This window comes from Mitsuaria sp. BK037 (assembly GCF_014193045.1).
GTDB lineage: Bacteria > Pseudomonadota > Gammaproteobacteria > Burkholderiales > Burkholderiaceae_C > Roseateles.
The window spans coordinates 641,696-655,006 of sequence record NZ_JACHYS010000003.1 but is presented as its reverse complement, the minus strand read 5'-3'; the positions used below and the strand labels follow the sequence as shown (position 1 = coordinate 655,006).

Sequence of the window (13,311 nt, the reverse complement as noted above, 5' to 3'; positions counted from 1 at the left end):
GCGCGTGGGCGTGCGCCGGCCCGGCCGGTGGCCGTCCTCGCTTGCTCCGTTGCTCGCAACACCCCAAGCATGCTCATCGTGCTGATGTCGAGTGGTAGGTCTCGTGACTTGAGCGCCGATCCCCGGGTTCCCGTGAAGCCTGCACGAGTCGGCGCCCGCGCACGCGGCGTGGGGTCAGTCCGTGCGGCCTCGCCGCAGCAGCGCATGCAGCAGGATCGCGCCGAAGGTGGCAGTTCCGATGCCACCCAGGGTAAACCCGCCCATTTTCAAGGTGAAGTCGCCGGTGCCGATCACCAGCGTGATGGCCGCCACCATCAGGTTGCGCGGGTCGCGGAAATCGACCTGATGGTCGACCCAGATCCGGGCGCCGGCGATCGCGATCAGGCCGAACACGACGATGCTGACGCCGCCCATCACCGCGAGCGGGATGGCCTGGATCAGCGCGCCGAACTTCGGCGAGAAACCCAGCACCAGCGCCATCAGCGCGGCGAAGACGAAGACGGCGGTCGAGTAGATGCGGGTGGCGGCCATGACGCCGATGTTCTCGGCGTAGGTGGTGACGCCGGTACCGCCGACCGCACCGCTGGCGATGGTCGCCAGGCCGTCACCGACAAAGGCGCGGCCCAGGAAGGGCGACATGTCGCGCCCGGTCATCGCGCCCACGGCCTTCAGGTGGCCCAGGTTCTCGGCCACCAGGATCAGCGCCACCGGCGCGATCATCAGCATCGCCGCGCCGTCGAAGACCGGCGCATGGAAGCTGGGCAGCCCGAACCACGGCGCGGCCGCGACCTTGCTGAGATCGATGGGCGTGCCCAGGCCGAAGCCGTTGGTCAGCAGCGCGTAGATCAGGCTGGCCTGGACCAGGCCGGCCAGGATCAGCAGCCGCTGCAGCATGCCGCGCGCATGCACCGCCACCAGCGCGACGCTGAGGAAGGTCGCGGCCTGCATCCAGGCGTCGAAGGGCGTCGGCGCCATGTTCTTGATGGGGACCGCCGCCAGGTTCAGGCCGATCACCGCCACCACCGCACCGGTCACCACCGGCGGCATCAGTCGCTCGACCCAGCCGCTGCCGGTGGCCGACACCAGCAGGCCAATCGCTGTGTACAGCACGCCGCAGGCGACGATGCCGCCCAGCGCCAGCGGCAGGTTGGGATTGGGGCCGCTGCCGGCGTACCCGGTCGCGGCGATGACGACGCCGATGAACGCGAAGCTCGAGCCCAGGTAGCTCGGCACCCGGCCACCGGTCAGGAAGAAGAACAGCAGCGTGCCCACGCCGCTCATCAGCACGGCGACGTTGGGATCGAAGCCCATCAGCAGCGGCGCCAGCACGGTGGCACCGAACATGGCGATCACATGTTGCAGGCCGAGCGCCGCGGTCTGCGGCCAGGACAGGCGTTCATCGGGGGCAATCGCCTTCTCGGGGCCGACGGTCACGGGCCGCCAGCGCATCAACCGCGCCATGGACTTTCCTCAACGGGACAAGCCAGGGAGTGTAAGGAGGCCCCATCACATCGCCACTCCGGGCATATCCCGTGACCGGGCGGCCCGACGGAGGCTTGACGGGATGGCGCATGCGATGCACGCGCCGCCGCTCAGAACAGCACCATGTCGCGGTTGTGGCGCGGCAGCATGCGCAGCAGCCGGCGCCACGACACCCAGGCGCGCCACAGCGCGCCGCCGGTCAGCAGGCTCAGGATCAGCAGGATGGTCATGGCAAGGCTCCTCGGGCTCAGGGAAGGGGAAAACGGGGCAGTTCGCACGAGCGTGCGAAATTGAGGCAGCGATTGGGCGCAGGCGGGGGCATGGCGTGTGGGTCAGCGGGAGGCTTCGACGGCCGAGGTGGGCGGCGCCGTCAGCATCGGGGCCATCAGGCGCCGATAGCTGGTCCAGGCCCGCTCGACCGCATCCGGCGTGCGCAGGAAGCGCACTTCGCGGACCAGCGCGGTGAAGAGGCCGTCCAGCTCGAAGATCAGTTGATCGAGATCCGCGTCCTCGCGCAGCTGGCCCGCGTCCTGCGCCTGGACCAGCGTGCGGCGCAGCGTCGAGCGCCAGCGCCGGACACCGTCGAGCAGGCGTTCGCGCATGGCGTCATCGCGGTCGTCGTATTCGAAGGCGCCTGCCACGTACAGGCAGTTGCCGTGCGGCCCGCCGACGCGCCCCAACCAGGCGCGCACCATCGCGTCCATGCGGGGCAGGCCGCGCGGCTCGCGCAGCGCCGGCAGGATGACCTCCTGCTGGAAGGTCTTCTCGAAGGCATCCAGCACCGCGGCCTGCAGCGCCTCCCGCGAGCCGATGCGCGAGAAGACACCGCTCTTGGACAGGTTCAGGCGCTTGGCGACCTCACCGATCGAGAGGCTGTCCAGGCCGTCGAGGCGGGCCATCTCCAGCGCGACATCGACGATGGCGCTCTGCGTCAGTTCGCTGCGGGCGGTCTTGGCTTCCATGACGCGCAAGTTAGCACGGTCGTGCGAAACCCGCCGCAGGCCCCGAATGCCACGGATGACGGCCGGGTTATTCGTCGCTGGAGTCGGCTTGTGGCGCCGTGTCGTCCATCGCCTGCCCGGTGTCCTCGGCAGCGCCGGCCGGAGGGCGTCCGCGACGCGCCGCCGGGGAAGGCGCCGGCTTGATGCCGCGGCGCTTGAGCGCCTCCCGCAGCAACAACTCGATCTGGGCGTTGGACGAGCGCAGCTCGATCGCGGCCAGCCGCTCGATCTCCTCCCATAGCGCGGGATCGAGGCGCAGCGGGAATTGCTTCTTCGCGGGACTGGCCATCTGCGCCCGCCGCTCAGTTGTAGAGCGTCCCAGCGTTCACGATGGGCTGCGTGTCCTTGTCGGAGCACAGCACCACCAGCAGGTTGGACACCATCGCCGCCTTGCGTTCGTCGTCGAGCTGGACGATCTCCCGCTCGCTCAGGCCCTTGAGCGCCTCCTCGACCATGCTGACCGCGCCGTGCACGATCTTCTTGCGGGCGCTGATGATGGCCTCGGCCTGCTGCCGGCGCAGCATCACCTGGGCGATCTCGGGGGCGTAGGCCAGGTGGGTGAGCATCGCCGTCTCGACGCTGACCCCCGCCGGCTGCAGGCGCGCCTGCAGCTCCGCGATCATCGCGGCCATCACCTCGTCGGCGCCGGCGCGCAGGGTGATCTCGCGGCTGTCGAGGTCATCGCCCTCGTCGTAGGCGAATTGCGAGGCGACATGCCGGATCGCCGCCTCCGCCTGGATGCTGACGTACTGCTCGAAGTCGTCGACCTCGAACACGGCGCGGGCCGTGTCCTCGACCCGCCAGACCACGGCGGCGCTGATCTCGACCGGGTTGCCGCGCTTGTCGTTGACCTTCAGCGTCGGCGCGTCGAGGTTGCGGGCGCGCAGCGACAGGCGGCGCTTCATCATGAACAGCGGGATCGTCCAGCGCAGGCCGGGCGTGCGGTCGGTGCCGACGTAGCGGCCGAAGAGCGTCAGCACGCGGGCCTCGTTGGGCTGCTGGATGTACAGGCCGGTCAGCAAGATGACGCCGGTCACCACCAAGGCCAGCTGCGGCAGGCCGACCGCGTCATGGCCGAGCGCGGCGAAGCGCCAGATCGCGAAGGCCAGCAGGCCCAGGCCGATGAGCAACGCGGAATAACCGTTGGCCGTGCCAGCGCGCCGCTCCAGCGGCGTCGGCGCCGCGCCGGGCGAGGGCTTGTTCTTCGGGACTGCGGTCGTGCTCATCACCAGCTCCTCCAAAAAGGTGATATCACTTTAAGCGCAACCGCCCTCGGCGCGCAAGGGCCGACGCGGAGCCACCCCCAAGAGAGGGGCCGGGCGAGAGTCCCGCAGAAAGCAGAAAGCGCCCCCATGAGGGGCGCTTTCGAGGGAGCGCTTTCGAGGGGGCGCTTTGGAGGGACCGCAGAGCCTCCGCGCTGGCGCGGCGCCCGTGGGCACTCAGCCCTTGCGGGCCAGCGGCAGCAGGAAGTTGGCCACGGCGATGCAGCGCTGGCCCAGTTCTTCCTCGCTGACGCGCAGGCCGAAACCGGCCATCGCCGGCGAGGTCAGGAAGCGCCCGCCGATCGCGACGGTCGGCACGCCGTCGATGTTGTACTGGTCCTGCAGCTTCGTCGCCTGCTGCACGCGGGTCTGCACGGTGAAGGAGTTGTAGGTCTCCTTGAACTTCGCCGGGTCCACGCCCAGCGGCGCCAGGAACTTGGCCATCGCGTCCACGTCGGTCAGGCTCTGGCCGCCGCGATGGATGGCGTTGAAGATGGCCGGGCGCACCTGCGCCTCCTTGCCCATCGCCTCCAGCGTCACGAACATCTGCTGGTGGATCTTCACGTTCGCGCGGAAGGCCACATGGACCTTGCGGTAGACGACGTCGGCGGGCAGCTGCTTGGCCCAGGCCTCGATCGTCGGTTCGAAGACGTAGCAGTGCGGGCAGCCGTACCAGAAGAACTCGATCACCTCGATCTTGCCGGGCGTCGAGCCGGGCACCGGCTTGGCCAGGCGCTGGTACTGGCGGCCTTCGATCGGGCCGCCCTGCGCTTGGGCGGGCGCGCCGCTCAGCAGCAGGCCACCGCCCGCGGCGGTCGACAGGGCCGTGAGGGCGTTGAATTCGCGACGCTTCATCTTCGATTCCTTGGTAGTTCCGCGGCGACCGGCAGCGCGGTGGCCGGCCATCCTAGAAAGTCAAACTTAGGGTGGCATTAACCACCGCCCGGCGGCTCAGCGCTGGATCGCGACGAGGTTGGCCTCGACGCCGGCCCCTTCGAGCTTCTTCTGCTGCGCTTCGGCCTCGTCGCGGGTGTCGAACGGTCCCAGGCGCACGCGGAAGACGGTGCGGCCCGCCTGTTCGCGTTCCATCACCTTGGCCGAGAACCCCTGGATGGCCAGCTTGGCGCGCTGCTGCTCGGCGTCCTCCATGCGGGTGTAGGCGCCGGCCTGGACGAAGAAGCTGCCGCGCGACCCGTCGGCGCGGGCGCCGTCGGCCGTCCGCGTCTCGGCGGGCCGCTGCTCGGGCCTGGCGGCCGGCGTGGGCGTCGTCTGGGCCTGCGGCTGCGCGGCGGGCGCGCGCTCGGCGGAACGGCCCTCGACGGCCGGCGCGGCCGTCGGACCGGCGGTGACCTGCGGCGTCTGAGCGGGCGGCGGCACGACCGCCGGCGTCACCACGCCCGAGGCGGCCTTCGCACCGGCGCGGCCGGCCAGCGGCGCGTTCGGGTCCCAGTTGCGGTTGCGTTCGGCTTCCTGGGCGTCCTGCTCCGCGGTGCGTTGCGGCAGCTTGTTGACGAAGGGCACCGGCGCCTTCGTCACGTACAGGGCCACGCCCAGCGCGATCCCAAGCCCCAGCAGCAGGCCCACGATCAGGCCCATGGCGAATCCGCCGCGCTGCTTTTCTTTGCTCATTGCTGCTCCTGCGAGTCACGTTCCATCGCGTCCGGGGCCGACACCCCCAGCACCGCCAGCGCGTTGCGCACCACCTGCCGCGTCGCGGCCAGCAGCGCCAGGCGCGCGCGCGTCAGGGCCGGGTCGTCGCCCAGCACGCGTTCGGCGCCATAGTAGCTGTGCAGCGCGCCGGCCAGGTCGCGCAGGTAGAACGCCACATCGTGCGGGGCCAGGTCTTGCGCGGCGGAGGCCAGCATGCGCGGGTAGTCCGCCAGCTTGAGCATCAGCGCGTACTCGGTCGGCGCGGTCAGCAGCGAGAGGTCGGCACCGGCGAGCGAGGCCTCGTCGTGGCCCTGCTCCACGCCCTTGCGCAGCACCGAGCAGATCCGCGCATGCGCGTACTGCACGTAGAACACCGGGTTCTCGTCATTGGCCTTGAGCGCGAGGTCGACGTCGAAGACGAACTCGGTGTCGGCCTTGCGGCTGATCAGGAAGAAGCGCACCGCGTCGCGGCTGGTCCATTCGATCAGGTCGCGCAGCGTGACGTAGCTGCCGGCGCGCTTGGAGATCTTGACCTCCTCGCCGCCCTTCATGACCGTGACCATCTTGTGGAGCACGTAGTCCGGGAAGCCCTCCGGGATGCCCACGCCGGTCGCCTGCAGGCCGCCGCGCACCCGGGCGATCGTGCCGTGGTGGTCGGTGCCCTGGATGTTGATGCACTTGGAGAAGCCACGCTTGAACTTGTTCACGTGGTAGGCGACGTCCGGCACGAAGTAGGTGTAGGTGCCATCGGACTTGCGCATCACGCGGTCCTTGTCGTCGCCGTACTCGGTGGAGCGCAGCCACAGCGCGCCGCCCTCCTCGTAGGTCTTGCCGTTGGCGACGATACGCGCGACCGCGTCCTCGACCTGGCCGCCGGTGTACAGCGAGGACTCGAGGAAGTAGTTGTCGAAGCGCAGCCCGAAGGCCTGCAGGTCCAGGTCCTGCTCGTGGCGCAGGAACGCGACGGCGAACTGGCGGATCGAATCGAGGTCCTCGGCATCGCCCGACGCGGTGAACTCGCGATCGTCGGCCTTCACCGTCTCCTTGCGCAGGAAGGCGTCGGCGATGTCCTGGATGTAGTCGCCGTTGTAGAAGTTCTTGCTCTCGGGATTCTCGGGATCGGTCGGCCAGACCGGATCGCCCGGCTTGACGCCCTGGGCGCGCAGCTGGGTGCTGCGTGCGAGGGTGCCGATCTGCACGCCCGCGTCGTTGTAATAGAACTCGCGGCTGACGTTCCAGCCCTGGGTCGCGAACAGCTGGCACAGCGAATCGCCCAGCGCCGCCTGGCGGGCATGGCCGACGTGCAGCGGCCCGGTCGGGTTGGCGGAGACGAACTCCACCAGCGCCGAGGTGTCGCGCCGGGGCTGGTGCCCGAAGCGCTCGGCCGCGGCGAAGACCTCGCTCACCACGGCCTGCTTGGCCACGGGCTTGAGGCGGATGTTGATGAAGCCCGGGCCGGCGATCTCCAGCGCGTCGACCCAGCGCTCGAAGGCCGGTTGCGCCTGCAACTGGGCGATCAGCGTCGTCGCCAGTTCGCGCGGGTTCTTCTTCAGCGCCTTGGACAGCTGCATCGCGGCCGTGCAGGCGAAATCGCCATGGGAGGCTTGCTTGGGGGTCTCGAATGCGGCCACCGGCGCGGCGGCGACGAGGCCGGCGTCGACGGCCTCCTGGCTCAGGCCCTGGAGCACGGTGCCGAGGGCGGCGAGCAATTCCTGCTTGGCTTGGATCATGGCGCCGCATTTTAGGGGACCTCCCCCGTAAGAGGCCGTACGCCCCCTTGCCGGCGCCCTCCTCGTGGGGCAGGATGCCCCTCCGATGAGCGCCCCCGTCGATCCACGCCCCGCCAGCTTCACCGATTCGACGCTCGGCGGTCTGGCCGACCTGCCGGAGCAGATCGGCAAGTACCGCGTGCTGCGCCGACTGGGCGAGGGCGCGACCAGCGACGTCTTCCTGGCGATGGACGACTTCAAGGGCCAGGAAGTCGCGATCAAGCGCATGCGCGCCTGGTCCGGCGGCGGCCCGGCGGAAGAGGACACGCTCAGCATCCGCTTCTTCGCCGCCGAGGCCGCGCTGGCGGGTCGACTCCAGCATCCGAACGTGGTGCAGATCCTGGACGCGGTGCAGGACGGCGACCTGCCCTACCTCGTCATGGAGTACGTCCATGGTGTGACGCTCAAGCACTTCTGCCGCAACGACCGGCTGCTGCCGCTGGACCAGATCGTCGAGCTCGGCTTCAAGTGCGCGATGGCGCTGTCCTACGTGTTCCGCCAGGGCGTGGTCCACCGCGACATCAAGCCCGCCAACCTGCTGGCGGTGCTCGACAGCCAGGGCCAGGTGACCGACGTGAAGGTCAGCGACTTCGGCAGCGCGCTCAACCTCAATGCCGACATGACGCAGGTGCACCGGGTCGGCTCGCTGGCCTACATGCCGCCGGAGCAGATCGAGGGTGGCGACGTGGGCGCGCAGGCGGACATCTATTCGCTGGGCGCGGTGCTGTACCACATGGTCTGCGGCCGCCCGCCCTTCGACGCGCCCAACCAGATGGCGCTGATGCATCAGATCTACCACCAGGCGCCCCAGCCGCTGCTGGGCCAGCGCGGAGGCGTGACGCCGGAGCTGGATGCGGTCATCCAGAAGGCGCTGGCCAAGCATCCGCACGAGCGCCATGCCGACTGGGAGGCCTTCGGCCAGGCGCTGTCGGAGCTGGTGGCCCGGCAGCTGGTGCCGCTGGCGCGCCTCAACGAGGTCAAGGACTCGGAGCGCTTCAACCTCCTGCGCGACCTGGAGTTCTTCGCCGGCTTTGGCGACGTCGAGCTGTGGGAAGTGGTGCGACGCGCGCGCTGGCGGCGTTATCCGCTGGACCATCTGCTGTTCAAGAAGGGCCAGGAGGGCAACACCTTCCACATCATCACGCAGGGCGAGGTGGAGGTCTGGCGCGACGGCGCGCTGGTGGCGACGCTGGGTACCGGCACCTCGGTCGGCGAGATGGCCTACCTCGCGCCGAATCCCGACCTGCGGCGCCACAGCACCGACATCCGGGTGACCCAACTTTGTACAACCGTGTCCTTCACGCCGGATTCGCTGGGGCAGCTCAGCCCCGAGTGCCAGCACCGGTTCGACCGCGCATTCATCCAGGTCCTGGTCAGGCGACTCCATCTTGCGCATGAGGCGCTGGCGTCTCCGCGCCGGATCATGTGAGTCAGGCGCCGACCGGTTCTTCCAGGCCGGGCTCGCATCCGCGTCAACCGACCCGAGTCAGCGCGGCTCTTGACCGGCATCAACCGCTATTGAGGGCCGCTCGCTGGTGTGCTCCACTGCCCCCAGGTCCTTCCCCAACCCCCTGTAGCCCTGTAGGAGAGAGTGATGAAACGCCTGACCCCGACCTCGCTGTTCGCCGGCGCGTTGCTGGCGCTGGCCGCCCTGGGCGCGCACGCCGCGGACGATGCCAAGAAGGCGCCGTCCGAGAAGCAGCTCAAGCAGCAGCAACTGATGAAGTCCTGCAACGCCGACGCCAAGGACAAGGCCGGCGACGAGCGCAAGGCCTTCATGAGCAGTTGCCTCAAGGGCGAAACCGCGCCGGCCAAGACCGCCCAGCAAACCAAGATGACGACCTGCAACGCCGAGGCCAAGGGCAAGACCGGCGAGGAACGCAAAGCCTTCATGAAAGACTGCCTCTCGGCCAAGTGACGCAACGCCGCGTCGGGCGCTCCGCGTTGTTGCAAATCCTCGCCATAGCGCCGCTATGGCTGCGGTTTGCGCCTAGCGGAGCACCCGATGCAGCGTCGCGTCACTCGGCCGATTTCGCAGTTCACTCGGCCGATCTCAGCGGTTCTATCGGCCCCGTTGCGGTGCGTTCACTTGGTCAGCACGCCGCGCGCGAGCATCACCGCCGCGATCGGGATCAGCATCAGCAAGTGGGCCTGGATCATGACCAGGCGTCGCGTCGCACGCACCTCGGTGTCGCTCGGCAGACCACCACCGCCGTCCAAGGCCTTGAGCCAGCGGCGGTAGGTCAAGGTCGGCTTGATGGAGATCAGGCCGATCACCACGAACAGCCCGAACTTGAGGTGCAGCAGTGGCTGGCCCCAGTACCAGCCCAGCCCCTTCATGCCCCACCACGTCCGCGCAAAGCCCGTCAGCAGCACCGCGACTGCGGTCATGCCGTAGATCATGTCCAGCCGCGAGAGTCGACGCACCACCGCCGCGTTCATCCATTCGGTGCGGCACAGCGCCGCCTGGCTCGACAGGAATACGACCAGGCTGAGGATCGCCAGGATGTGCAGACCGGCGAGCAGGGCTTCGAGCGTCATGAGGTCTCCCAGGTGGCGGCACGCGTCCAGTAGTCGGCGCTGCCGTAGTGTTCCTTCAGGAAGTCTATCCAGAGCCTCACCCGCAGCGGCAGGTGCTTGCGCTGGGGCAGCACGGCAAAGATGCCGTTCGGCGGCGCCGCGAAATCGTCCAGCACGCTGACCAGTTCACCCGCACGCAAGGCCGCGGCCACCTCCCAGGTGCTGCGCCACGCCAGCCCCAGGCCTTGCCGGCACCAGTCGTGCAACACCTGGCCGTCGCTGCAATCGAGCCGGCCGCTCGGCCGCAGATGCTGCACCTGCCCATCCACCCGGAAGGCCCAGCCGCGCGTCTGGCTGGCGTCGGAACTCAAGGTCAGGCACTCGTGCCGCATCAACTCGGACGGATGCCGCGGCGTGCCGGCACGCCGCAGGTAGGACGGCGCAGCCACGCAAAGCCGCCGGTTGTCAGCCAGCCGCGTGCTGATCAGGCTGGAATCGCTGAGATCCCCCACCCGCACCGCGCAGTCGAAACCCTCGTTGACGATGTCGACCACCCGGTCGCTGAGGTTCAGCGAGACGCTGACCTCCGGATGCCGCGCAAGAAAGGCCGGGACCAGCGGCGCGACGTGACGACGGCCGAAACCCGCCGGCGCGGTGATGCGCAGATGACCGCTGGCCTTCACGCCGCCCGCGCTGACGCTGGCTTCGGCGCTGGCGAACTCGACCAGCAGGCGCTGGCAGTCCTCCAGGAAGGCGATGCCTTCATGCGTCAGCGTCAGCTTGCGGGTCGTGCGCAGCAGCAGTTTCACGCCCAGCCGCGCCTCCAGCGCGTCGAGGCGGCGACCCATCACCGCGGGTGCCACGCCTTCGGCCTGCGCCGCGGCCGTCAGGCTGCCCTTGGTCGCGACCAGCACGAAGGACTCGATCTGTTTGAGGCGGTCCATGGCCGGTGATTGTTGGGCCGTTGCGCTGCCCCATGCAATGAATGCTGACCCGATGCGTTGTTATTTGTGCAAAAAAGTCAGGGATCTCCGACCAGCGTCGACATGAATCGGTGCCGTGCCGCAGCCTACAGTCGGTGCGTTCCGATGGGGGGACGACCGCGCGCCGGCCCGTGTCTTGCCCCCGCCTTCCGGTCGCCATTCCTTCGCATCTTGGGAGCCGCCATGAGCGCACGCAGCCAACACCACCGCCTCCAGGTCGACACCGCCCTGGCCCGTTTCATCGAAACCGAGGCGCTGCCCGGCACCGGCATCGAGCCCGCCGCGTTCTGGCAGGGCTTCGATGCACTGGCCCATGACCTGGCGCCGAAGAACGCCGTCCTGTTGGCGGAGCGCGACCGGCTGCAGGCCGAACTGGACGGCTGGCATCGCGCCCACCCTGGTCCGATCCGCGACATGGCGGCGTATCAGGCCTTCCTCCAGCAGATCGGCTACCTGGCGCCGCTGCCCGCCGATCCGAAGGCGACCACCGCCGACGTGGACGTGGAACTGGCGATCCAGGCCGGCCCGCAGCTGGTGGTCCCCATCCTGAATGCGCGTTACGCGCTGAACGCCGCCAATGCGCGCTGGGGCTCGCTGTACGACGCGCTCTACGGGACCGACGTCATTCCCGAAACCGACGGCGCCGAACGCGCCGGCGGCTACAACCCGGCCCGCGGCGCCAAGGTCATCGCCTTCGCGCGCCAGGTGCTGGACCAGGCCGCGCCGCTCGCGGGCGCCTCGCACGCCGACGCCACCGGCTATCGCGTCGATGGCGGCGCGCTCGCCGTCGCGCTGAAGGACGGTCGCGACGTCGGCCTGGCGGACGCGTCGCAGTTCGTCGGCTACCTGGGCGACGCCGCGTCGCCGACGGCGATCCTGCTGCGCCATCACGGCCTGCACATCGAAGTGCAGATCGATCGCGCCTCGCCGATCGGCAAGACCGACGCGGCCGGCGTGTCCGACCTGCTGATGGAGTCGGCGCTCTCGACCATCCTCGACCTGGAGGACTCGATCGCCGCCGTCGATGCCGAGGACAAGCTGCTCGCCTACCGCAATTGGCTGGGCATCCTGCGGGGCTCGCTGACCGAGGAAGTCAGCAAGGGCGGCCGCAGTTTCGTGCGCCGCCTCAACCCGGACCGCGTCTACAAGGCGGCGGACGCTGGCCAGGACGTCGTGCTGCCGGGACGTTCGCTGCTGTTCGTGCGCAATGTCGGCCACCTGATGACCAATCCGGCCATCCTGCTGGACGGCGGGCGCGAGATCCCGGAAGGGATCATGGACGCCGTCATCACGACGCTGATCGCGTTGCATGACTTGAAGCAGCTGTCGGGCTCGGGCCTGCGCAACTCGCGCCGCGGCTCGATCTACATCGTCAAGCCCAAGATGCATGGACCGGCCGAGGTCGGCTTCGCCAACGAACTGTTCGGCCGTGTTGAGCAGTTGCTGGGCCTGCCGGCATCGACGGTGAAGCTGGGCATCATGGACGAGGAGCGCCGCACCAGCGTCAACCTCGCCGCCTGCATCGCCGCGGCGCCCAGCCGTGTCGCCTTCATCAACACCGGCTTCCTCGACCGCACCGGCGACGAGATGCACACCGCGATGCTGGCCGGCCCGATGCTGCGCAAGGGCGACATGAAGACCAGCGCCTGGATCCAGGCCTACGAGCGCAACAACGTGCTGGTGGGCCTGAGCGCCGGCTTGCGCGGCCGCGCGCAGATCGGCAAGGGCATGTGGGCGATGCCCGACCTGATGGCCGCGATGCTCGAGCAGAAGATCGCGCACCCGAAGGCCGGCGCCAACACCGCCTGGGTGCCGAGCCCGACCGCCGCCACCCTGCACGCGCTGCATTACCACCAGGTCAGCGTGGCGCAGGTGCAGCAGCAGATCGAGGCGGAGGCCGCCGGCGTCGATCGCGCCGAACTGCTGCAGCGCCTGCTCACCATCCCGGTGACGGACGCGCCGAACTGGTCCGAGGCCGAGAAGCAGCAGGAGCTGGACAACAACATCCAGGGCATCCTGGGCTACGTGGTGCGCTGGATCGACCAGGGGGTCGGCTGTTCCAAGGTGCCGGACATCAACGGTGTCGGTTTGATGGAGGACCGCGCCACGCTGCGCATCTCCAGCCAGCACGTGGCGAACTGGCTTTATCACGGCGTCGTCACGGAACAACAAGTTCGGGCGACATTCGAACGGATGGCGGCCGTGGTGGATGCGCAGAACGCCGCCGACCCGCTGTACGAGCCGATGGCCGGCCGTCCGCAGAGCATGGCGTACCAGGCGGCGCTGGATCTGGTGTTCCAAGGACGGGAACAGCCCAGCGGGTACACGGAACCGCTGCTGCATGCGTGGCGGCAGCGGCGCAAGGCAACGACCGTTCAATAAGGACGGGACAACGCCAGCGCAACCACGACCATCTGCTCCAAACCTCCGCCATCGTGCGGCGTACGGGAGACTTTGCGGAGCGGCCCTCGGGCCGCTTTCGTCGTTTCTGCGCGTGTCACTTTTGCCGTTTTCAGGTATTCATCGCCCCGCGCCGAAGGATGACTTCCGGCATCACCGGTCGTTAGTTGTTCGCAAACCGTCCGGCAATGGAGGAAATCCCGTAGGGAACAGCCCTTGGATGGCCGGCAACACCTGTTCCTTA

General features: G+C 68.9%; 12 protein-coding genes. 3 read left to right on the top strand and 9 right to left on the bottom strand.

What is annotated here, in order from left to right; all coding sequences use genetic code 11:
* Window positions 1-174 precede the first annotated feature (174 nt).
* The 7 genes from FHT37_RS19680 to argS form a co-directional block, all read right to left on the bottom strand.
* Window positions 175-1,461, bottom strand: coding sequence for a solute carrier family 23 protein (locus tag FHT37_RS19680; protein ID WP_183483798.1), 1,287 nt, complete (start codon window positions 1,459-1,461; stop codon window positions 175-177).
* Window positions 1,462-1,814: 353 nt separating this feature from the next.
* The gene (locus FHT37_RS19675; RefSeq protein WP_183483796.1) at window positions 1,815-2,444 is read right to left on the bottom strand and encodes a TetR/AcrR family transcriptional regulator; all 630 of its coding nucleotides are present in this window, start codon (window positions 2,442-2,444) and stop codon (window positions 1,815-1,817) included.
* Between the two features lie 67 nt (window positions 2,445-2,511).
* On the bottom strand, window positions 2,512-2,772 hold the full coding sequence (locus FHT37_RS19670) for a toxin-antitoxin system HicB family antitoxin (protein WP_147242057.1): 261 nt from the start codon (window positions 2,770-2,772) through the stop codon (window positions 2,512-2,514).
* A gap of 13 nt (window positions 2,773-2,785) precedes the next feature.
* The gene (locus FHT37_RS19665; RefSeq protein WP_183483795.1) at window positions 2,786-3,709 is read right to left on the bottom strand and encodes an SPFH domain-containing protein; all 924 of its coding nucleotides are present in this window, start codon (window positions 3,707-3,709) and stop codon (window positions 2,786-2,788) included.
* 213 nt (window positions 3,710-3,922) lie between these two features.
* Entirely contained in the window at window positions 3,923-4,600 is a 678-nt protein-coding gene (locus FHT37_RS19660; RefSeq protein ID WP_183483793.1) for a thiol:disulfide interchange protein DsbA/DsbL, read from the bottom strand.
* Between the two features lie 96 nt (window positions 4,601-4,696).
* Window positions 4,697-5,374 carry an SPOR domain-containing protein gene (locus FHT37_RS19655; protein WP_183483791.1) on the bottom strand — a complete coding sequence of 226 codons (678 nt, stop codon included), beginning with the start codon at window positions 5,372-5,374 and terminating at the stop codon, window positions 4,697-4,699.
* Window positions 5,371-7,125, bottom strand: coding sequence for an arginine--tRNA ligase (gene argS / locus FHT37_RS19650; RefSeq protein WP_183483789.1), 1,755 nt, complete (start codon window positions 7,123-7,125; stop codon window positions 5,371-5,373). The genes FHT37_RS19655 and argS overlap by 4 nt, the downstream gene beginning before the upstream one ends.
* Window positions 7,126-7,210: 85 nt before the next feature.
* On the opposite strand from argS, the gene FHT37_RS19645 reads away from it, so the two are divergent.
* Window positions 7,211-8,593, top strand: a complete 1,383-nt coding sequence (locus tag FHT37_RS19645) for a serine/threonine-protein kinase (RefSeq protein ID WP_091730183.1) — start codon at window positions 7,211-7,213, stop codon at window positions 8,591-8,593.
* Between the two features lie 165 nt (window positions 8,594-8,758).
* The gene (locus FHT37_RS19640) at window positions 8,759-9,082 is read left to right on the top strand and encodes a PsiF family protein (protein WP_183483787.1); all 324 of its coding nucleotides are present in this window, start codon (window positions 8,759-8,761) and stop codon (window positions 9,080-9,082) included.
* A 167-nt stretch (window positions 9,083-9,249) separates the two neighbouring features.
* Here FHT37_RS19640 and FHT37_RS19635 read toward each other — a convergent pair whose 3' ends face one another.
* Window positions 9,250-9,705 (bottom strand): DUF2214 family protein, encoded by a 456-nt coding sequence (locus FHT37_RS19635; RefSeq protein WP_183483785.1) that lies wholly within the window; start codon window positions 9,703-9,705, stop codon window positions 9,250-9,252.
* Window positions 9,702-10,628, bottom strand: coding sequence for a LysR family transcriptional regulator (locus FHT37_RS19630; RefSeq protein ID WP_147240654.1), 927 nt, complete (start codon window positions 10,626-10,628; stop codon window positions 9,702-9,704). Before FHT37_RS19630 ends, FHT37_RS19635 begins: the two co-directional genes overlap by 4 nt.
* A 222-nt stretch (window positions 10,629-10,850) precedes the next feature.
* Here FHT37_RS19630 and FHT37_RS19625 point away from each other — a divergent pair, with 222 nt between their 5' ends.
* Window positions 10,851-13,049: a malate synthase G gene (locus FHT37_RS19625; RefSeq protein WP_183483784.1), complete on the top strand. Its 2,199-nt coding sequence runs from the start codon at window positions 10,851-10,853 to the stop codon at window positions 13,047-13,049.
* Window positions 13,050-13,311: the final 262 nt, after the last annotated feature.

What these genes read in the sequence shown, in the direction of transcription:
- FHT37_RS19660 (WP_183483793.1), bottom strand. Translation starts at nt 4,600, where the DNA reads ATGAAGCGTCGCGAATTCAACGCCCTCACGGCCCTGTCGACCGCCGCG.
- FHT37_RS19675 (WP_183483796.1), bottom strand. Translation starts at nt 2,444, where the DNA reads ATGGAAGCCAAGACCGCCCGCAGCGAACTGACGCAGAGCGCCATCGTC.
- FHT37_RS19645 (WP_091730183.1), top strand. Translation starts at nt 7,211, where the DNA reads ATGAGCGCCCCCGTCGATCCACGCCCCGCCAGCTTCACCGATTCGACG.
- argS (WP_183483789.1), bottom strand. Translation starts at nt 7,125, where the DNA reads ATGATCCAAGCCAAGCAGGAATTGCTCGCCGCCCTCGGCACCGTGCTC.
- FHT37_RS19625 (WP_183483784.1), top strand. Translation starts at nt 10,851, where the DNA reads ATGAGCGCACGCAGCCAACACCACCGCCTCCAGGTCGACACCGCCCTG.
- FHT37_RS19655 (WP_183483791.1), bottom strand. Translation starts at nt 5,374, where the DNA reads ATGAGCAAAGAAAAGCAGCGCGGCGGATTCGCCATGGGCCTGATCGTG.
- FHT37_RS19630 (WP_147240654.1), bottom strand. Translation starts at nt 10,628, where the DNA reads ATGGACCGCCTCAAACAGATCGAGTCCTTCGTGCTGGTCGCGACCAAG.
- FHT37_RS19670 (WP_147242057.1), bottom strand. Translation starts at nt 2,772, where the DNA reads ATGGCCAGTCCCGCGAAGAAGCAATTCCCGCTGCGCCTCGATCCCGCG.
- FHT37_RS19640 (WP_183483787.1), top strand. Translation starts at nt 8,759, where the DNA reads ATGAAACGCCTGACCCCGACCTCGCTGTTCGCCGGCGCGTTGCTGGCG.
- FHT37_RS19680 (WP_183483798.1), bottom strand. Translation starts at nt 1,461, where the DNA reads ATGGCGCGGTTGATGCGCTGGCGGCCCGTGACCGTCGGCCCCGAGAAG.
- FHT37_RS19665 (WP_183483795.1), bottom strand. Translation starts at nt 3,709, where the DNA reads ATGAGCACGACCGCAGTCCCGAAGAACAAGCCCTCGCCCGGCGCGGCG.
- FHT37_RS19635 (WP_183483785.1), bottom strand. Translation starts at nt 9,705, where the DNA reads ATGACGCTCGAAGCCCTGCTCGCCGGTCTGCACATCCTGGCGATCCTC.